We start from the raw sequence: 16,446 nt of genomic DNA, 5'->3' as shown, positions 1-16,446 counted from the left end.
GTGGGCGGAGCCAAACGACTCCCCGCTCCCGGACGCCCCCGCTGCCCGGCTGCCACCGTGTGGCGACCCCGGCTCCCCGTGCCCACAAGGGGGGGGGGGGCCCCCCGGGGGGCGGGACGGACCCGGGGGCCGCCGATCGGGCGGCGGAGGTTCAGGGCGCCCGGTGACCGGGGGCATCCGGCGCTCGGGACGACCCGGTCGCTCCGGCGATCAGGACACCCGGCACAGGATCTCGCCGTGCGGGACCATGAACCAGGCGTCGTCCTGCTCGCCCCACTCCCGCCAGGCCTCCGCGATCGACTCCAGTTCGGCGGTCGTCGCGTGCCCGCCGTCGACGGCCAGCTCCGCGTAGCCGGAGGAGGTCGTACGGTCCGCCCACAGGCCGCTCCACCACGTCCGCTCCTCGGGAGTGGCGAAGCACCAGGTCGCGGCGGTCGTCGTGATCTCGGTGAAGCCGGCCTGCCGGGCCCAGGAGAACAGCCGCCGTCCCGCGTCCGGTTCGCCGCCGTTGCCGCGGGCCACCCGGTGGTACAGGTCCAGCCACCCGTCCAGGGCGGGCCGCTCGGGGAACCAGGTGAAGGCGCCGTAGTCGCTGTCGCGGGCCGCGACGATCCCGCCGGGCCGGCACACGCGCCGCATCTCGCGCAGGGCCTGGACCGGGTCGCCGACGTGCTGCAGCACCTGGTGGGCGTGGACGACGTCGAAGGAGTCGTCGGGGAAGTCCAGGGCGTGGACGTCGGCGACCTTGAACTCGACGTTCTCCAGACCGCGTTCGATGGCCACCGTGCAGGCCTTCACCAGGACGTCGTCGGACGCGTCGACCGCCGTGACCCGGCCCGGCGCGACCAGGTCGGCCAGGTCGGCGGTGATGGTGCCCGGTCCGCAGCCCACGTCCAGGACGTCCAGCCCCGCGCGCAGTTCGGGCAGCAGGTAGGCGGCGGAGTTGGCCGCGGTCCGCCAGGTGTGCGACCGCAGGACGGACTCGTGGTGGCCGTGCGTGTAGACGGCGGTCTCATGGGCCGCGGGCTGCGCGGAGGCGTGCGTCATCGAAGCGACTCCCTCGGTGTGGGTGCGTGCCTCCACCGTACGCACCCAGACCGCATGATGAGACCCGCGTCTTGCGATGTGGACGGCGGGTCAGGTGAACAGGTGCCGCCGGTAACGGAGTTCCTCCAGGACCCGCCCGCCCGTGTCCTCCCGTACCGAGGCGCCGTCCGCCCGCCAGCCCGCGGCCTCGTAGAACCTCCGCGCCCGCGCGTTGCCCGCGAACACCCACAGCACGGCCGCCCGGAACCCGCCCGCCGCGAGAGCCCCGGTGGACGCCGAGAGGAGCGCCCTCCCGACGCCCGTGCCCCAGACCTCCGGCAGGGAGTACAGCGCGGCGAGCTCGGCGGTGCTCCCGGGCGCGAACTCCTCGTCGGGGCAGGCCCGGAAGGAGGAGAACGCGACGGCCCGCCCGCCGTCGTCCGTCGCCATGAGCACCGACGGCCGGTCCGGGGCCGTGAGACGGGACCGCCACACGGCGGCGCGCTCCTCGACGTCGAGGGCGTCGAGGTACGGGCCGGGGACCAGGTCGCGGTAGGCGGCCCGCCAGGACAGGACGTGCACGGCGGCGAGGGCGGCGGCGTCTTCGGGGCGTGCTTCACGGAGGGGCATGCGGCATTGTGCCCCGGCCCGGATCCGCGCCGACGGGAGAGACGCCGTCCCGGAAGGGGCATCTGAAGGGGCGGAACCGCCCGAACCTTCGTATAAAGGGCACGGGAGCGCCTGCCCGGCGCCCCCGCGCGCTCAGGAGGTACGGGACATGCGGCAGACGGCTCCGGAAGGCCGCGGCCCGGTGCGCTACGGACCTCCCGCACCCGACACCGGCCTCCCCGTCCTGCCCGGACTCGCCGGGCTCCTCGCGGCCGCCGCCGGGCGGACCGCCCCCGAGCCCCCGGGGGGGGGGGGGCGCCCGGGCCCCCCGCCCCCCCCCCCCCCGGGGGCGGGCCCCGCGCCCCCGCGCCCGCCCGCCGCGGGGGGGGCGCGGGCGGGCCCGGGGGGGCGCCCCCCCCCCCCCCCCGCCGGGCGCCGGGCCCGTCCTGCGCGAAGCCGCCGCCGGCTACTGGTGGCGCCGCGGCCTGCGCACCCACCCCGAGGACGTGGTGGCCGCCCCCGGCGCGCCCGCGCTCCTCCTCGCCCTGCTCGCCGCCCACGGCGGAGACCTCCTGCTGCCCCGCCCCTGCCCCGCCTGGTGGACCCCGCAGGCCCGGCTCCTCGGCCGCCCCGCCTACCACGTGCCCACGCCCGCCGAGGCGGGCGGCGTCCCCGACCCGTACGCCCTCCTGGAGACCGTCCGGCGGATCCGCGCCGAGGGCGGCGACCCCCGCGTCCTGCTCCTCTCCGTCGCCGACGACCCCACCGCCACCGTCCCCGCGCCCGAACTCGTACGGGAGGCCTGCGAGGCCGCCGTCGCCGAGGGCCTGCACGTCATCAGCGACGAGACCTGGCGCGACACCCTCCACCGCCCGCACGACACCGTGCTCCTCAGCCCCGCCGAGATGTGCCCGGACGACGTCACCGTCCTCGCCGACCTCGGCGGCGCCCTCACCCCCGCCGCCTGGCCCTGCGCCGTCGCCCGCTTCCCGCCCACCGACCCGTCCCGCGCCGACCGCTGGACCGACCGCAGGGCCCGCGTCCTCGACGTGCTCACCACCCTCGGGGCCCTCGTCCCCGGACCCGTGGCACCCGCCATGGCCCACGCCCTCGACGAGCCCGAGGACGTCACCGGACAGGCCCGGCGCGCCGCCGCCGTCCACGGCCGCCTCGCCGCGGCCGCGCACCGCGCCGTCCTCACCGCCGGAGCCCTCGCCCGGCCCCCGAGGGCCGGCCGCCACCTCTACGCCGACCTCGGGCCGCTGCGCGCCGGGCTCGCCGCCCGGGGCGTCACCGACTCCCTGGAGCTGGAGAGCCACCTCACCGCGCGGCTCGGAGCCCCGGTGACCGGCGGCCACCGGTTCGGCGACGAACTCGGCGCACTGCGCGTCAGGTTCGGCACCGGCATGTTCCTGGGCACCGGCGCGGAGGAGCGCGCCGAGACCCTCGCGGCCGAGAACCCCGTCGAGCTGCCCCACGTGGTGCGCGCGTCGGCGGAGTTCGGGCGAGCCCTGGAGGAACTCCGGTGACGGCCACGGCGAAGGCGGCCACCACCCCGGGCGCACCCAGGCCTTCCACGCCCCCTCCACGCAGCGCCGAGCACGAGCGGAACGGAGTCCGCAGATGACCGAACGGACGGCACCCCCCGCCCGGGCCGGACAGGCCCCGCACCACCCCGGCCAGGGCGCGCCCCCCGTCCCCGCCCTCCAGCCCCTCGGCAGGCTCCGGCACGACTGGCCCCGCACCTTCGCCGACCGGCTCACCGCGCCCCTGCCCGGCGTCCGGGCCCTGGCCCGCCTCGCCCGCGAAGGAGCCGTACGCCCCCGGCCCGAGGGGCTCCGCGACATCCCCCTGCTGCCCTTCGAACCGGGCCCGCTGCCGTCCGCGGGACCCGACACCCTCGCCGTCACCTGGGCCGGGCACGCCAGCTGGATCCTGCGCGTCGGCGGACTCACCGTCCTCACCGACCCGGTCTGGTCCCGCCGCATCTTCGGCACACCGGCCCGGCTCACCCCCGTCGGCGTCCGCTGGGAGGACCTGCCGCCCGTCGACGCCGTCGTCATCAGCCACAACCACTTCGACCACCTCGACGGCCCCACCCTCAGACGGCTGCCCCGGCACACCCCGGTCTTCGTCCCGGCCGGGCTCGGCCGCTGGTTCACCCGGCGCCGCTTCAGCCGCGTCACCGAGCTCGACTGGTGGGAGGCCGCCGAACTCGACGGGGTCCGCTTCGACTTCGTCCCCGCGCACCACTGGTCCAAGCGCACCCTCCTGGACACCTGCCGGTCCCTGTGGGGCGGCTGGGTGCTCACCGACCGGACCGGGCGCCGGATCCACTTCGCCGGTGACACCGGCTACGGCCACTGGTTCGGCGAGATCGGCCGCCGCTACCCCGGCATCGACCTGGCGCTGCTCCCCATCGGCGCCTACGACCCCCGCTGGTGGCTCAGCGACGTCCACACCGACCCCGAGGAGGCGGTCCGCGCCCACCAGGACCTCGGCGCGCGGCGGATGGCGCCCATGCACTGGGCCACCTTCGTGCTGTCCTCCGAGCCCGTCCTCGAACCCCTCACCCGGGTCCGGGCCGCCTGGGAGAAGGCCGGTCTGCCGCGCGAGGACCTGTGGGACCTGCCGGTCGGCGCCTCACGGGTGCTCGTGCCCTGACGGCGTCCCGCGGGGCGTGCCCCGGACCCGCCGCCACAGCGCCGGGGCCGCGCCGACGAGCACCGTCAGGCCCACCGCCGCGACGACCCCCTGCCAGGGCTCCGGGAAGAGCGAACCGCCCAGGATCCCGATCAGCTGGTAGGTCGCCGCCCAGGCCAGGCACGCCGCTATGTCACCCCGGGCGAAGCGGCGCAGCGGCATCTCCGCGAGCAGGCAGGCCAGCATCACCGGGATCCGCCCGGCCGGCACGAGCCGCGACAGCACGAGCACCGACACCTGGTGCGTGTCGAGCCGCTCCTGCGCGTGCGCGAGCCGGTCCGGCGTCACCCGGGACCGCAGGGCGGCGAGCCACCGCGAGCCGTTGCGGGAACGGACCCCGCGCTGCCCGAGCCAGTAGAGCGCCGTGTCCCCGAGGAACGCGGCGAGCGCCGCCACCAGGAAGACGTGGAGCAGCGAGAACGGCGAGGACTGGTGGAAGGCGACCACCGCCGCGGAGCTGACGATCGCGCCCGTCGGCACCACCGGCACCAGCGCGCCGAGCGCCACGAGCAGGAAGAGCGAGGGGTAGCCGACGGCCTGCTGCGTCGACTCCGGAGGCAGCTCCCGCACCGCCGTGACCATCCCGGTGAGCCCGTCGATCACCGGGCGACCTCCGGCCGCACCCGGTCGCCGTGGCCCAGGAGGTGGACCGCCACCTTCGGCGCCAGCCGGGCCGCGTGGCGGACGAACTCGTCGCCCGGCGCGTGGAACTCGTGCGGCCGGACCGCGTCGAGCCCGATCGGCCAGTACGTGCCGTAGTGCACCGGCACCGCGGCCGCCGGCGAGAGCGCGGCGAGCGCCTCGGCCGCCCGTCCCGCGTCCAGGTGGCCGTGCCCGAGGTACGGTCCCCAGCCGCCGACCGGCAGCAGCGCCACGTCCACCGGGCCCACCGCGTCCGCCATGCCGTCGAACAGGCCGGTGTCCCCGGCGAAGTAGGTGCGCGCCTCGCCCTCGACCACGTACCCGAGCGCGGGGGCGCGGTGCGGCCCGACCGGCAGCCGCCGCCCGTCGTGGAGCGCCGGGACGGCCCGAACCGTCACGCCCTCCACCGTCATCGCGTCGCCCGGCTCCACCTCGGTCAGCCGCAGCCCTCCCCGGTCGAGCCGGCGCAGCCCCGGTACGGCGGCGGGCGCGCCGCGCGGCACGAGGACCCGCGTGCCCGGCGGAAGCAGGGCGAGAGAGGGGAGGTGGAGGTGGTCGGCGTGCAGGTGGGAGACGAGGACGGCCTCGGCGCGGGCGGCCTCGGGCGGCGGCAGCGCGCCGCGCCGGCGGCGCAGGTGCGCGAGCCGCCGGGCGAACAGCGGATCGGTGAGGAAGCGGACCCCGGAGTCCTCGACCGTGCAGGTCGCGTGACCCCACCAGGTGACCTCCACCGGCATGCCGCCCTTCTGCTCTCGGTCGTCCGTGCTCGTTCCGTAACGAGAGTAAATGTCCGGAGCATGCTCCGGAGGATGTTCGGGCGTCACCTTCCGGCAGTAGGGTCGGTCCATGGACGACGTTCGGGTGGCGGCGATCGCCAGCCTCACCCCGCTCGAAGAGCTGGACAGCGACCCCTTCCTTGTCGACACGCGCGGACAGCACGCGCTGTGCGCCCGCTGGGCCCGCGACAAGGGGTACGTGCTCGCCCGCCAGCTGTTCTGTTACGGGATCCGCCCGGACCACGCGGAGCTGTGGGCCGACGTGGAGGACGGGACGGTGGACCTCTTCGTGGCCCCCAGCGAGCGGGTCCTCGCCCGCGCCCTGGCCTCCGTGCCGGGCTTCCGCGAGGAGTGCGAGCGGCGCGGTGTGCGGGTGGAGACCGTCGGACTTGACGAACCCCCGTACGACACGGGGGCGAAGGCGGGGGTCCACCGGCGCCTCTCGATGCCCACGGCCGGATACGACGGCGCCTGAGCCGCGCCGCCCGGACCCGTCGCGCGGACGTCGCCCCGGACCCGTCGCGCGGACATCGCCCGGACCCGTCGCCCCGGACCCTCGCGCGGACGGATCGGGGGACCCTCTCGCCACCGGAGGCCCGCGCAGCACGCCGGGCCCGCCCGACCGTGGCCGTTGTGCCACGCTTGAGGAAGGAAACGGGCGAAAGGTGATGCGGGCGTGGGTGACGGGCGATGGGGTGGCGCCGACCGCTGGCGGTCCGCGGGCAGAGCGCTGGGGCGGATGGCCGTCGTGTGGGCGGTGTCCACGCTCACCCTGCTCCTTCTCGCCGGGCTGCTCCCCGACTTCCAGCTCCAGTCCGCCGACGGCGACAGCTTCACCAGGACCTCGCTCACCGCCGCCTGGGCCGCGGGCGCCTTCGGTCTGCTCGGCGCGCTGGTGTGGCCGCTGATCGTGCGGGCCCTGCTGCTCGTCCCGGCCCTCGTCCTCGGTCTGCTCGGCTTCTTCCTCAACGGCTCCCTGCTGCTCGTCGCGCTGTGGCTGATCCCCGACGGCCGCGGTGCCGCGAACCCCGAGACCGCCGTCGTGGTCGCCGCCGCGATGTCCGCCGTCGCCTCGGCGACCTCCACCTCCCTCGCCGTCCGCGACGACGAGGCCTACCGGCGCCGGCTCTACCGGCTCACCGGCCGCACCCGCCCCCGCGACCCCGGCGACACGGCCGGGGCCCTGCCCGGCACGGTCTTCCTCCAGCTCGACGGCGTCGGCCACCACGTGCTGCGCGGCGCCGTCGCCGACGGCCTCATGCCGACCGTCGCGGACTGGCTGGACGCCGGGCACCGGCTCACCCCCTGGCGCACCGACTGGTCGAGCCAGACCGGTGCCAGCCAGCTCGGCATCCTGCACGGCTCCAACGAGGACGTGCCCGCCTTCCGCTGGTACGAGAAGGACACCGGCCGGATCATGGTGTCGAACCGCCCGGCGAGCGCCGTCGAGCTCCAGCGCCGGGCCGTGCGCCGCACCGGCGACGCCGGCCTCCTCACCGTCGACGGGGCCTCCCGGGGCAACCTCTTCAGCGGCGGCGCCGACCAGCTCGCCCTGGTCCTGTCGATGGCCGCCCGGCGCGGCCCCCGCAACCGCTCCCGGGCCGGCTACTTCGCGTACTTCTCCGACCCGGCCAACGCCGTCCGGACCGCCGGTTCGCTCGTCGCCGAGTGCGTCCGGGAGATGGTCCAGTCGACCCGGGCGCTGCTGCGCCGCGAGAACCCGAGGGTCTCGCGCGGCGGCCTGTACCCGTTCGTCCGCGCCTTCGCGACCGTCGTCGAGCGGGACGTCGTGGTCTCCGCCGTGATGGGCGACATGCTGGCCGGGCGGACCGCGGTCTACGCCGACCTCGTCGCGTACGACGAGGTGGCCCACCACTCGGGGCCGCACGGCCGGGACACCGACCAGGTCCTGAAGCGCCTCGACCGGGCGATCGCGCTCATCGCCACGGTCGCCGAGCACGCCCCGCGCCCGTACCGGATCGTGCTCCTCTCCGACCACGGGCAGAGCCCGGGCGAGACCTTCGAGTCGGCGTACGGGCTGACGCTGAAGGACCTCGTACGGGCCGGGTGCGGGCTCCCGGTGCCGCGCCGGGTGCGGCGCACCCGGTGGGGGCACCCCCAGACGGAGTCCGGCGGAGGTTCGGAGGGGCGGGACGCGGCCCGGGACGCGCTGCGCAGCGCGCTGCACCGGCCGGTGGACGAGAGCGGCGAGACGGCGCGCCAGCTGCCCGCCCGGCTCTCCGAACCGGTGGTCCTCGCCTCGGGGAACCTGGGGCTCGTCTCCTTCCCCGACGTGCCGCACCGGATGACCCGGGAGGAGATCGACCGCCGCCATCCGGGGCTGCTGCGGACCCTCGCGCACCATCCGGGGATCGGCTTCTTGCTCGTGGCGAGCGCCGAGCACGGCTCGGTGGTGCTCGGCCGCGACGGGGCGGAGGTGCCGGTGGCGGAGCTCGGCGACGACGGGCCGCTCGCGGTCTTCGGGCCGGGCGCGGCGGCGGCGGTGCGGCGCACGGACGGCTTCCCGCACGTCGCGGACATCATGGTCAACTCCATGTACGACCCGGCGACGGGCCGCGTGCACGCCTTCGAGGAGCAGATCGGTTCGCACGGCGGCCTCGGCGGAGAGCAGTCGCGGGCCTTCCTGCTGTCGCCGCCGGACCTGTCGCCGCCGGTCGCCCCGGGGGAGGAGCTGGTGGGGGCGGAGCAGGTGCACCGGGTGCTGAGGAGCTGGCTGCGCGAGTCCTCGGGGCCGCAGGTGCCGCTGGGCCCCCTGGAGGTCTCACCGCCCGCAGGCGCGCCGGAATCGCTTCTTCCGGTCGACGGCCCGGTCGCGCCGGACAAGAACCACTGACGTCGCCGGCCCGCCCGTGGACGCGTGGAGGGCGGCCCGCGGGCGGCGCGCTGCCGCCCTGGGGGTGAATCCGGGGCCCGGAGCGTAGGCCGCCCGGGCGGATCTGGGGCCGCGGACGCCGCGCGGGGCGCACCGCGGGGCAGTACGGATCTCCATGAGCCCCGCGCGCCCGACCCCCGCCGCGCCCGCCCTTCCGGCGGGGCGCCGGCACCGTTGGATCGCGCTCCTCCTCGTCCTCGCCGCGCTGTACGGCGCCGGGGCCGCGGCGGCGCTCCCCGCCGCCGAGACGCGCGCCGCGGCCGCCACCCCGGCTTCCGACCCGGGCGGCGAGACCCATGAACCGGCGGGCACCGAGGCCGCACTTCCCGGCCGGGCCCGGCGGCACGGCACGCGCCCGCGCCCCGCCGGACCACGGCCCCGGGCCCGCCGGTCCCGGGGCCTGCGGCATCCCGCCCCCGCCCCCGCCCCGCGCGGCGACGCGCTCCGGTGCCCGGTGATGCGCTGCTGAGAGGCCCCGCCTCCCCGCAGTCACCTCACCCCCCCCGCACCACGAGGAGCTCCGCCATGCCCGTCGATCCGTACGCCGTCCTCCAGGCCCTGCTGCGCGCCGAGGCCTCCCGCGCCCGCCGCGCGGAGCGCACCGCCCACGAGACACCGGCCCCGGCGCCCGCGACGGCGCCCGAGCCGCCCGCGCACCGCGAGGACCCGGGACACCGCGAGGGTCCCCTGCGCTGACCTCCGGGTCCGGGGGCGCCCGGGGGCGGCGCCGGGGGGGGGGGGGGGGGCGGGGGGGGGGGGGGGGGGGGCGCCCGCCCCCCCCCCCGCCGGGGGGGCCCCCCCCCCCCCCGCCGGCGCGGCCGCCGCCCCGGGGGCCCGGGGCCCCCGGCGCGGGCCCCCGCGGCGCCCCCGCGGCCCCGCCCCCCCGCCCGCGCCCCGGGGGGCGCCCCGCACGGCCTGCGCGGTCGCGGGGGCCGCCGCGCCGCCGGACCGCCTGCTCGGAGCCACCACCCGGCCGCGCGCCTTCAGCGGCCCCCGCCGTGCCGCGTACCGACCGGCCGGCCCGGCGCCGCGAAGGCACGGTCCGTCAGCACCCGTTCGAGCCGGCCCCGCAGCCGCAGCGCCGTCTCCTCCAGACGGTCCTCCTCGGCGACCGGCAGCGAGAAGCCCACCGCCGAGTGGCCCCCGCCGACCGTGACCGGCACGGCCCCGCACACCGTGCCGAGCACGTACTCCTCCCGCTCGACCACCGGCGCGGGGCTCCTGCCGGAGGACCGCCGCCGCACCCGGCGATCCTCCGACAGGAGCCCCGCGCCCGTGCCGCGCGCCCGGGTCAGGCCGCCTCCACCGCCGTGAAGGTCCGCCCGCTCCGCCGGGTGTGCAGGCCCACGAGGACCGCCGCCGTCGCGGCGAGGACCGTGAGAGCCACCAGGGCGGGGACGAGGCCGACCAGCGGGCCCGCCGCCAGGCAGCAGACGCCGCCCGCGGCCAGCGCGGTCGGCCGCCGGCCCGAGGTGCGCAGCACGATCGCGGCGGCGCCGAGCAGGTAGACGCCGACACCTCCGGTGAGCGACCAGGCCACCGCCCCGTGCAGCGGCTCCGCCAGGCCGTAGTGCCCGGTGTCCGCGACCTGCTGGAGGACCTTCTTCATCCCGAGCGCGCAGAGCACGACCCCCGCGACCAGCGGCAGGTGCAGGAACGTGTAGACGTCCCGCGCGAAGCGGGTGCGGTCGTCGCCGTCGAGCCCGGTGAGACGGTGCTCGGCGGCCTCGCCCAGCTGCCGGAAGTACAGCCGCCACAGCCCCGCCGACAGCAGCAGGCCCGCCGCCGAGCCGCCGAGCACGGCGTAGGTGAGCGGGAAACCGGACACGCCGACGCCCATCGCCACGATGGACTCGCCGAGCGCGATGATCACGATCAGACCGTGCCGCTCGGCGAAGTGCCCGGGGGAGTTGACCCGCCAGCCGGAGGAACCGGTGACGTAGATCCCGCCGTAGTCGACGGCCACCGCGCCCAGCCACCACAGGAGCTGGACCCGGCCGTCGAACGCGCAGCCGATCAGCAGCAGCACCAGCGGCGGCAGCACCGACGCCATGGCCGTGCGCCGCAGGGTGACCCGCAGCGCGGCGTCGCCGGGGCTGGACAGCCAGTACGAGGTCAGGTGCAGGATGCGCACCGTGCCGTAACAGAGCACGAACACCAGCGGCGCCGACAGCCCGCCCGGTCCGTGCGCGAAGACCTTGGGCACGGCGAAGGACACGATCAGGACGACGGCCATGACGGTGACGAGGACGCCGAACAGGGCGCCGGAGTCGGCCCGTACGACATTGCCCAGCCAGGCGAAGGAGCACCAGCACCACCACAGCAGCGCGAGCACGACCATCGCGCCCACCATCCGCTGCGGCGATGGCGCCTCCGCCATCAGTGCCGTGACCTGCGTGATCGCGTACACGAACACCAGGTCGAAGAAGAGCTCCGCGGGCGTCACCTTGTGATCGTCCCCGGTGGCCACCATGAGGGCCCGTTCCCTGTTCCACGCCATGCGCGTTCTCCCCCTTAGGGGCGCCGGTTCCGGCCACCCCGGCGCGAAGACTACTCACCCCGGGGGACCGACGGCACGGCTGTCCGGAGACCGTCACGACGCGGGTCATGACCTCCCGCATTACCTCGGGCGTAATCGACCCCCCGCCCGCCGCCCGGCATGCTCGGGGACACCGGAGCCCGGGTGGCGCACTCCGCTCGGGCTCCGGGTCCACGACCAGCACGAACGTCCCCTCTGGAGGGTGATCCGCCATGTCCCGGACCCTGCTCGCCGGCCTCGCCCGCACCACCCGGCCCCAGTCCGCGGTACGCCGCTTCCTCGCCCTCGACGCGGTCGTCACCGGAGCCAACGGGATCGCCTACCTCGCCGCCTCCGGCCCCCTCGGCGACGTCCTCGGTGTCGACGCGGGGCTGCTCCTCGAACTCGGCCTCTTCCTCACCGCGTTCGCCGCGGGCGTCGCCTGGCTCGCGAGCCGCCCGCAGCCCCCGGCGCTCGCCGTGAAGCTCGTCGTCGACGCCAACGTGATCTGGGCCGTCCTCAGCGTCGTCGCCCTCGCCGCCTGGCTGGAGCCGACCACCGCCGGACTCCTGTGGACCCCCGTGCAGGCCGCCACCGTCGCGGGCTTCGCCGCACTCCAGTGGGCCGCCCTCAGGGCCGTGGCGTCCGCGGCCCGCTGAGGCTCAGCCGTCCGCCGTCGACGCGGCGAGCGAGCGCAGGTGGGCGACCGTCTCCGGGTCGGCCGGGAGGAACGTCTCGATGGCCAGCTCGGCGACGGTCACGTCCATCGGCGTGTTGAACGTCGAGATCGACGACACGAACGACAGCACCCGGCCCTCGTGCTCGATCCGCAGCGGCAGCGCGAAGTACGGGTACGGCTCCGCGTCCGGCCGGTCCTCCGGGTCGATCCGCTCCGGCAGCGGATAGGCCGCCACCTCCTCGTACAGCTCCCGCAGCGGCTCCGAACGGGCCAGCGCGATCTGACGGTCCATCTGGGCCAGGAGGTGGCCCCGCCATTCCCGCAGGTTCCGGATGCGGGGCGCCAGGCCCTCCGGGTGCAGGGTGAGCCGCATCGCGTTCATCGGCGGCGTCAGCAGATGCTCCGGAAGGCCGCCGAGCAGCAGCTCGATCCCCCGGTTGGCCGCCACCACCGTGTACGTGCCGTCGACCACGAGCGCCGGATACGGCTCGTACCCTTCGAGCAGCTGCCGGATGCCCCAGCGCAGCGTCTCCAGGCGGGGCGCGTCCAGCGGGGACTCCGCGTACCGGGGCGCGTATCCCGCGGCGAGCAGCAGCGCGTTCCGGTCGCGCACCGGCACGTCCAGGTGCTCGGCGAGCCGCAGGACCATCTCCTCGCTCGGCCGGGACCGGCCCGTCTCCACGAACGAGATGTGCCGCGCCGAGGAGTCCGCGCGCAGCGCCAGCTCCAGCTGGCTCAGCCGCCGCTGCTCGCGCCATCCGCGCAGCAGCGCCCCCACCCCCGTGTCGGTCACGACAGTTGTCATGGCCAGACGGTATCCCAGAGGGGGACCCCGGGTAGCTTTCCCCCGGGGCCCCTGACCGTCACCCCGCGCACCACCCGACCGGAGGGAGCACCGCCGTGCCCACACAGCCGCTGTCGCAGAAGGAGATCGAGGACCGCCTGAGGGAGCTGCCCGGCTGGTCCGTCGACGCCGACCGGCTCACCCGGACCTACCGGCTCGGCGACCACTTCGCGGCGACCGCGCTCGTCGTCCACGTGGCCCAGATCCAGCAGGAGCTCGACCACCACTCGGACCTCACCCTCGGCTACAACACGGTCGCCGTCGCCGTCAGCACCCACTCCGCGGGCGGCGCCGTCACCGAGAAGGACTTCGAACTCGCCGACCGCGTCGAGCGGATCGCCCCCGGCCACGGCGCGAACTGACCGCTCATTAGGATCCCGGGCATGGCGGAGACCGTGCTCGACTACGAGGCAGAGGCAGCGCACTACGACCGGACCCGCGGCGGCGTGCCCCGCGCCGAGGCGGCCGCCGGGGCCGTCCTCCGCCTCGTGCCGCCCGGCGCCCGCACCCTCCTCGACCTCGCCTGCGGCACCGGCCTCGTCACCGAACGCCTCGGCCGGCCCGGCCTGCGCGTCTACGGGGCCGACGCCGCCCACGCCATGGTGCGGGTCGCCGCCGGCCGGATCCCCGGCCGCGCCGTGCGCGCCGACGCCCGGCGGCTGCCACTGCCCGACGCCTCCCTGGACGCGGTGACGGCCGTGTGGCTGCTGCACCTCGTCCCCTTCGCGGCGGACGTCGTCGCCGAGGCCGCCCGGGTGCTCCGACCCGGCGGCGTCCTCGTCGCCACCGTCGACAAGGACGCCGCCCACGACGTCGGCAGCGACATCGACGCGATCCTCCGCTCCCGCCGCTCCGCGGCGGCGGCCTCCGACCGCGCCGACCTGATCACCACGAGCGCGGCGGCCCACGGCCTCGACCCCGCCCCCGGCACCCGCTTCACCGGACACGGCCAGGGCGCCACCCCGCGCGACACCGTCCGGAAGCTGCGCGCCGGCTACTTCGCCTCCTGGTTCGACGGCGACGCGGCGGCGACCGAGACGCTCGCCGCCGCGCTGACCGCGCTCCCGGACCAGGACCGCCCCCGAGCCGACCCCCGTTACCGGCTCGCGAGCTTCGTCAGGCGCGGCTGAACTCCCTCACCCGGTTCGCACTCCTCCCACCCGCTCCCCGGGGTCCGGGGACGTCGGCCTGGTGGCGGATGCGGACCAGCCACCGCCCGTCGAGGAGAGCGAAGCCGCCGGCGATCAGGCGCGGCCTCCCGTCGGGCCGGAGGGCAGCGCGTCCGCGAGGTAGCCCGCCAGGTCCGGCGTCCCGGGCGCCAGCATGTGCCGGACCCAGGCCTCCCGTTCGTGGCCGAGCGGCGGCAGCTCCCACACGCAGCCGATCCACGAGCGGTCGACCCGCACGAAGTGCGTCGGGTCGGTGTCGGGGCAGTCCAGGGCCGGCTGGCCGGCGGCCCCGCCCCCGAAGTGGAGCACGTTGTCCCACACCCAGCTGTACGCGTTGAGGTACGCGCCGCTGTCACCGCCCCGGTGCAGCACCACGAAACCGGCCGCCGGGGTGCCGTCCGGCTCCGGCAGGAGCTCCGGGAGCAGTGCGTACGCCGCCGCCTCCACCTCCGGTTCGATGCCCGCGGGACCGGAGGAGACGTGGTAGCGCTTCAGGTGCCGGCCGGCGATCTCGACCGGCGGCAGCGCGAGGAGGTTCTTCTCTGCGAAAGCCATGGCTGGACTGTAGGAACGCTTCACTGACATCTTGTGTCAGTGAAAGCCGGCCGTCTCGTCTCGATCCTGCTGCTGCTCCAGACCGGCGGCCGGACGACCGCGGCGCGGCTCGCCGAGGAGCTCGGGGTCTCCGTCCGCACCGTCTACCGCGACATCGAGGCGCTGCACGCCGCCGGCGTGCCCCTCTACGGCGACGCCGGACACCGCGGCGGCTACCAGCTCCTGCCGGGCAGCCGCACCCGGCTCACCGGACTGTTCGCCCCGGAGGCCGAGGCGCTGGTGGTCTCCGGCATGCCCGGGGCCGCCGAAGGGCTCGGACTCGGCCCGCACTTCGCCGACGCCCGGCTGAAGCTCCGCGCGGCCCTTCCGGCCGCCCTGCGCGAACACGTAGACCGCCTCGCCGCCCGCTTCCACATCGACGCCCCCGGCTGGTACGACGAGGGCGGCGAGGTTCCGTTCCTGCCCGAGGTCGCCGCCGCGGTCCGCGCCGGACGCGTCCTGGAGGTCCGCTACCGGCGCTGGAAGGAACCGACCGACGTCGACCGGCGCCTCGAACCGTACGGACTCGTGCTCAAGGCCGGACGCTGGTACCTGGTCGCCGGGCCCGGACCCCGGACCTACCGAGTCGACCAGATCCTCGCACTCACGGTCACCGACGAGGAGGCCGCGATCCCGGCGGACTTCGACCTCGCCGCGCACTGGCGGGCGAGCCGGACCGACTTCCACCGCCGGCTCCACCAGGGCGAGGCCGTCGTCCGGCTCTCCGCACGCGGCGCCGCCCGGCTCACGGGCGCCGCCGCCCGGGCCCTGGCCGCCACCGGCACCCCCGAACCCGACGGCTGGACCCGCGCCGTGCTCCCGGTCGAATCGCCCGAGCACGCCCACGACACCTTCCTCGGCCTCGGAGCCGAGGTGGAGTTCCTCGCCCCGGAGGACCTCCGCGACCGCATCGCCACGACCGTGCGGACCCTGGCCCGCCGGTACGCCTGAGGGGACACCGTCAGGCCGCCGCACCGCCCCAGACCTCCGCCGCGAACTCGGTGAAGGAGCGCGGCTCGCGGCCCAGGACGCGCTTCACACCGTCCGTCGCCGAGGCGTTGTGCCCGTCGAGGAGCGTCGCGAACAGCCCGGCGAGCCACTCCGCCTCGCCGGCCGGGAGCCCGAACCCGCCGAGCAGTCCCGCGTACTCGGCCTCCGACACCGGCCGGTAGACCACCGGGCGGCCCGAGACGCGGGCGATCTCCGCCGCCACCTCGGCGAAGCCCACCGGCCGGGGACCCGTCACCTCGTGCACCCGCCCCGCGTGCCCGTCTGCCGTCAGGGTCTCCACCACGACGTCGGCCAGGTCGTCGGCGTCGATGAACGGCTCCGCCGTGTCACCGGCCGGGAAGACGACCGCGCCCTCGGCGACGCCCTCCGCGAGCAGACCCTCGGAGAAGTTCTGCGCGAAGAACGAGGCCCGCACGACGGTCAGTCCGACCCCGGACGCCGCCGCCCGCAGGGCCTCCTCCGCCTGGACCGCCTCGGGCTCCCCGCGCCCGGAGAGCAGGGTGAGCCGCCGGACCCCGTTCTCCGCGGCCAGCCGGCCGAGGACGTCCATGGCCTCGACCGCCCCGGGGGCGGCCAGGTCCGGGTAGTAGGCCACGTACGCGGCGTCCGCGCCCCGCAGCGCGGGGGCCCAGGTCTCCGGGGCCTCCCAGTCGAAGACGGTCGCCCCGCTCCGGGAGCCGGCCCGCACCGTCGCGCCGCGGGCGGCCAGCCGCTCGGCCACCCGCCGCCCCGTCTTGCCGGTGGCGCTCGTGACCAGGACCGTCGTGTTCTCGATGTCGTTCGTGTGCGTCGTCATGGCTCAAGACTCCCGCCCCCAGCGCCGCCCGCCCATGCTCCGCCGTCTCACCTCCCTACGCGTCCGTCTCACCTCTCCGCGACCGGCGTTCCAGGGGGTGTCTTGGGTGGGGTTTCGGCGCAGAGACACAGCCCGCCGGACCAAGGCCGCACACAAAAAAAGCAGGCTGCGACAAAGCCAACAACA

Annotated in this window: 18 protein-coding genes and 2 pseudogenes; 11 read left to right on the top strand and 9 right to left on the bottom strand. The window is 76.5% G+C overall.

Translation table 11 applies throughout. The features are described 5' to 3' along the window. Positions 1 to 210: 210 nt before the first annotated feature. Both ACFV2S_RS29095 and ACFV2S_RS29090 read right to left on the bottom strand, forming a co-directional pair. Positions 211 to 1,047: a methyltransferase domain-containing protein gene (locus ACFV2S_RS29095; protein ID WP_385565126.1), complete on the bottom strand. Its 837-nt coding sequence runs from the start codon at positions 1,045 to 1,047 to the stop codon at positions 211 to 213. 90 nt (positions 1,048 to 1,137) lie between these two features. After that, a complete protein-coding gene (locus tag ACFV2S_RS29090; protein ID WP_385565123.1) occupies positions 1,138 to 1,656 on the bottom strand; it encodes a GNAT family N-acetyltransferase in 519 nt (172 codons plus the stop codon). Positions 1,657 to 1,804: 148 nt separating this feature from the next. Here ACFV2S_RS29090 and ACFV2S_RS29085 point away from each other — a divergent pair. The 3 genes and pseudogenes from ACFV2S_RS29085 to ACFV2S_RS29075 form a co-directional block, all read left to right on the top strand. Then, positions 1,805 to 1,946 (top strand): annotated as a pseudogene (locus ACFV2S_RS29085) (pyridoxal phosphate-dependent aminotransferase); the annotation flags it as partial. 126 nt (positions 1,947 to 2,072) lie between these two features. Beyond that, positions 2,073 to 3,164: pseudogene (locus ACFV2S_RS29080) on the top strand (aminotransferase class I/II-fold pyridoxal phosphate-dependent enzyme); the annotation flags it as partial. Positions 3,165 to 3,258: 94 nt separating this feature from the next. Continuing rightward, complete coding sequence (locus tag ACFV2S_RS29075) at positions 3,259 to 4,299, top strand: MBL fold metallo-hydrolase (protein WP_385565120.1); 1,041 nt, start codon at positions 3,259 to 3,261, stop codon at positions 4,297 to 4,299. Here the strand turns inward: ACFV2S_RS29075 and ACFV2S_RS29070 are convergent. Further along, positions 4,279 to 4,920, bottom strand: a complete 642-nt coding sequence (locus ACFV2S_RS29070) for a DedA family protein (protein ID WP_385565240.1) — start codon at positions 4,918 to 4,920, stop codon at positions 4,279 to 4,281. The two genes, ACFV2S_RS29075 and ACFV2S_RS29070, sit on opposite strands and share 21 nt — an antisense overlap. 17 nt (positions 4,921 to 4,937) lie before the next feature. Beyond that, a complete protein-coding gene (locus ACFV2S_RS29065; protein ID WP_385565115.1) occupies positions 4,938 to 5,717 on the bottom strand; it encodes an MBL fold metallo-hydrolase in 780 nt (259 codons plus the stop codon). Between the two features lie 109 nt (positions 5,718 to 5,826). Between ACFV2S_RS29065 and ACFV2S_RS29060 the strand changes: the two genes are divergently transcribed. The 4 genes from ACFV2S_RS29060 (at position 5,827) to ACFV2S_RS29045 (ending at position 9,345) form a co-directional block, all read left to right on the top strand. After that, positions 5,827 to 6,231 carry a hypothetical protein gene (locus ACFV2S_RS29060; protein ID WP_383796749.1) on the top strand — a complete coding sequence of 135 codons (405 nt, stop codon included), beginning with the start codon at positions 5,827 to 5,829 and terminating at the stop codon, positions 6,229 to 6,231. Positions 6,232 to 6,495: 264 nt separating this feature from the next. Then, a complete protein-coding gene (locus ACFV2S_RS29055) occupies positions 6,496 to 8,610 on the top strand; it encodes a phage holin family protein (RefSeq protein WP_385565236.1) in 2,115 nt (704 codons plus the stop codon). 154 nt (positions 8,611 to 8,764) lie between these two features. Further along, complete coding sequence (locus tag ACFV2S_RS29050; RefSeq protein WP_385565109.1) at positions 8,765 to 9,118, top strand: hypothetical protein; 354 nt, start codon at positions 8,765 to 8,767, stop codon at positions 9,116 to 9,118. Positions 9,119 to 9,174: 56 nt separating this feature from the next. Then, the gene (locus ACFV2S_RS29045; protein WP_383796743.1) at positions 9,175 to 9,345 is read left to right on the top strand and encodes a hypothetical protein; all 171 of its coding nucleotides are present in this window, start codon (positions 9,175 to 9,177) and stop codon (positions 9,343 to 9,345) included. A 287-nt stretch (positions 9,346 to 9,632) separates the two neighbouring features. On the opposite strand, the gene ACFV2S_RS29040 is transcribed toward ACFV2S_RS29045, so the two are convergent. Together ACFV2S_RS29040 and ACFV2S_RS29035 are read right to left on the bottom strand one after the other, a co-directional pair. Next, the gene (locus ACFV2S_RS29040) at positions 9,633 to 9,893 is read right to left on the bottom strand and encodes a hypothetical protein (protein ID WP_385565103.1); all 261 of its coding nucleotides are present in this window, start codon (positions 9,891 to 9,893) and stop codon (positions 9,633 to 9,635) included. 47 nt (positions 9,894 to 9,940) lie between these two features. Then, complete coding sequence (locus tag ACFV2S_RS29035) at positions 9,941 to 11,149, bottom strand: low temperature requirement protein A (RefSeq protein WP_385565100.1); 1,209 nt, start codon at positions 11,147 to 11,149, stop codon at positions 9,941 to 9,943. Between the two features lie 251 nt (positions 11,150 to 11,400). On the opposite strand from ACFV2S_RS29035, the gene ACFV2S_RS29030 reads away from it, so the two are divergent. After that, positions 11,401 to 11,826: a hypothetical protein gene (locus ACFV2S_RS29030; RefSeq protein ID WP_385565096.1), complete on the top strand. Its 426-nt coding sequence runs from the start codon at positions 11,401 to 11,403 to the stop codon at positions 11,824 to 11,826. 3 nt (positions 11,827 to 11,829) lie between these two features. Here ACFV2S_RS29030 and ACFV2S_RS29025 read toward each other — a convergent pair whose 3' ends face one another. Further along, positions 11,830 to 12,651 carry a helix-turn-helix domain-containing protein gene (locus ACFV2S_RS29025; RefSeq protein WP_385565093.1) on the bottom strand — a complete coding sequence of 274 codons (822 nt, stop codon included), beginning with the start codon at positions 12,649 to 12,651 and terminating at the stop codon, positions 11,830 to 11,832. Between the two features lie 95 nt (positions 12,652 to 12,746). Between ACFV2S_RS29025 and ACFV2S_RS29020 the strand changes: the two genes are divergently transcribed. Both ACFV2S_RS29020 and ACFV2S_RS29015 read left to right on the top strand, forming a co-directional pair. After that, positions 12,747 to 13,052, top strand: a complete 306-nt coding sequence (locus ACFV2S_RS29020; RefSeq protein ID WP_352021960.1) for a 4a-hydroxytetrahydrobiopterin dehydratase — start codon at positions 12,747 to 12,749, stop codon at positions 13,050 to 13,052. Between the two features lie 21 nt (positions 13,053 to 13,073). Beyond that, on the top strand, positions 13,074 to 13,820 hold the full coding sequence (locus tag ACFV2S_RS29015) for a class I SAM-dependent methyltransferase (protein ID WP_385565090.1): 747 nt from the start codon (positions 13,074 to 13,076) through the stop codon (positions 13,818 to 13,820). 114 nt (positions 13,821 to 13,934) lie between these two features. On the opposite strand, the gene ACFV2S_RS29010 is transcribed toward ACFV2S_RS29015, so the two are convergent. Further along, positions 13,935 to 14,414 carry a hypothetical protein gene (locus ACFV2S_RS29010; RefSeq protein ID WP_385565088.1) on the bottom strand — a complete coding sequence of 160 codons (480 nt, stop codon included), beginning with the start codon at positions 14,412 to 14,414 and terminating at the stop codon, positions 13,935 to 13,937. A 39-nt stretch (positions 14,415 to 14,453) separates the two neighbouring features. On the opposite strand from ACFV2S_RS29010, the gene ACFV2S_RS29005 reads away from it, so the two are divergent. Next, the gene (locus ACFV2S_RS29005) at positions 14,454 to 15,404 is read left to right on the top strand and encodes a helix-turn-helix transcriptional regulator (RefSeq protein ID WP_385565085.1); all 951 of its coding nucleotides are present in this window, start codon (positions 14,454 to 14,456) and stop codon (positions 15,402 to 15,404) included. Positions 15,405 to 15,414: 10 nt separating this feature from the next. Here the strand turns inward: ACFV2S_RS29005 and ACFV2S_RS29000 are convergent, their stop codons facing one another. Then, the gene (locus tag ACFV2S_RS29000) at positions 15,415 to 16,260 is read right to left on the bottom strand and encodes an NmrA family transcriptional regulator (RefSeq protein ID WP_385565082.1); all 846 of its coding nucleotides are present in this window, start codon (positions 16,258 to 16,260) and stop codon (positions 15,415 to 15,417) included. Positions 16,261 to 16,446: the final 186 nt, after the last annotated feature.

Origin of the sequence: Streptomyces sp. NPDC059695 (assembly GCF_042733785.1) — a bacterium.
Lineage (GTDB): Bacteria > Actinomycetota > Actinomycetes > Streptomycetales > Streptomycetaceae > Streptomyces.
This window is presented reverse-complemented; position numbering and strand designations above follow the sequence as displayed.

Excerpts from the sequence above, each read along its gene's own strand:
- ACFV2S_RS29095 (WP_385565126.1), bottom strand. The coding sequence starts at position 1,047 with ATGACGCACGCCTCCGCGCAGCCCGCGGCCCATGAGACCGCCGTCTAC.
- ACFV2S_RS29090 (WP_385565123.1), bottom strand. The coding sequence starts at position 1,656 with ATGCCCCTCCGTGAAGCACGCCCCGAAGACGCCGCCGCCCTCGCCGCC.
- ACFV2S_RS29075 (WP_385565120.1), top strand. The coding sequence starts at position 3,259 with ATGACCGAACGGACGGCACCCCCCGCCCGGGCCGGACAGGCCCCGCAC.
- ACFV2S_RS29070 (WP_385565240.1), bottom strand. The coding sequence starts at position 4,920 with ATGGTCACGGCGGTGCGGGAGCTGCCTCCGGAGTCGACGCAGCAGGCC.
- ACFV2S_RS29065 (WP_385565115.1), bottom strand. The coding sequence starts at position 5,717 with ATGCCGGTGGAGGTCACCTGGTGGGGTCACGCGACCTGCACGGTCGAG.
- ACFV2S_RS29060 (WP_383796749.1), top strand. The coding sequence starts at position 5,827 with ATGGACGACGTTCGGGTGGCGGCGATCGCCAGCCTCACCCCGCTCGAA.
- ACFV2S_RS29055 (WP_385565236.1), top strand. The coding sequence starts at position 6,496 with ATGGCCGTCGTGTGGGCGGTGTCCACGCTCACCCTGCTCCTTCTCGCC.
- ACFV2S_RS29050 (WP_385565109.1), top strand. The coding sequence starts at position 8,765 with ATGAGCCCCGCGCGCCCGACCCCCGCCGCGCCCGCCCTTCCGGCGGGG.
- ACFV2S_RS29045 (WP_383796743.1), top strand. The coding sequence starts at position 9,175 with ATGCCCGTCGATCCGTACGCCGTCCTCCAGGCCCTGCTGCGCGCCGAG.
- ACFV2S_RS29035 (WP_385565100.1), bottom strand. The coding sequence starts at position 11,149 with ATGGCGTGGAACAGGGAACGGGCCCTCATGGTGGCCACCGGGGACGAT.
- ACFV2S_RS29030 (WP_385565096.1), top strand. The coding sequence starts at position 11,401 with ATGTCCCGGACCCTGCTCGCCGGCCTCGCCCGCACCACCCGGCCCCAG.
- ACFV2S_RS29025 (WP_385565093.1), bottom strand. The coding sequence starts at position 12,651 with ATGACAACTGTCGTGACCGACACGGGGGTGGGGGCGCTGCTGCGCGGA.
- ACFV2S_RS29015 (WP_385565090.1), top strand. The coding sequence starts at position 13,074 with ATGGCGGAGACCGTGCTCGACTACGAGGCAGAGGCAGCGCACTACGAC.
- ACFV2S_RS29010 (WP_385565088.1), bottom strand. The coding sequence starts at position 14,414 with ATGGCTTTCGCAGAGAAGAACCTCCTCGCGCTGCCGCCGGTCGAGATC.
- ACFV2S_RS29000 (WP_385565082.1), bottom strand. The coding sequence starts at position 16,260 with ATGACGACGCACACGAACGACATCGAGAACACGACGGTCCTGGTCACG.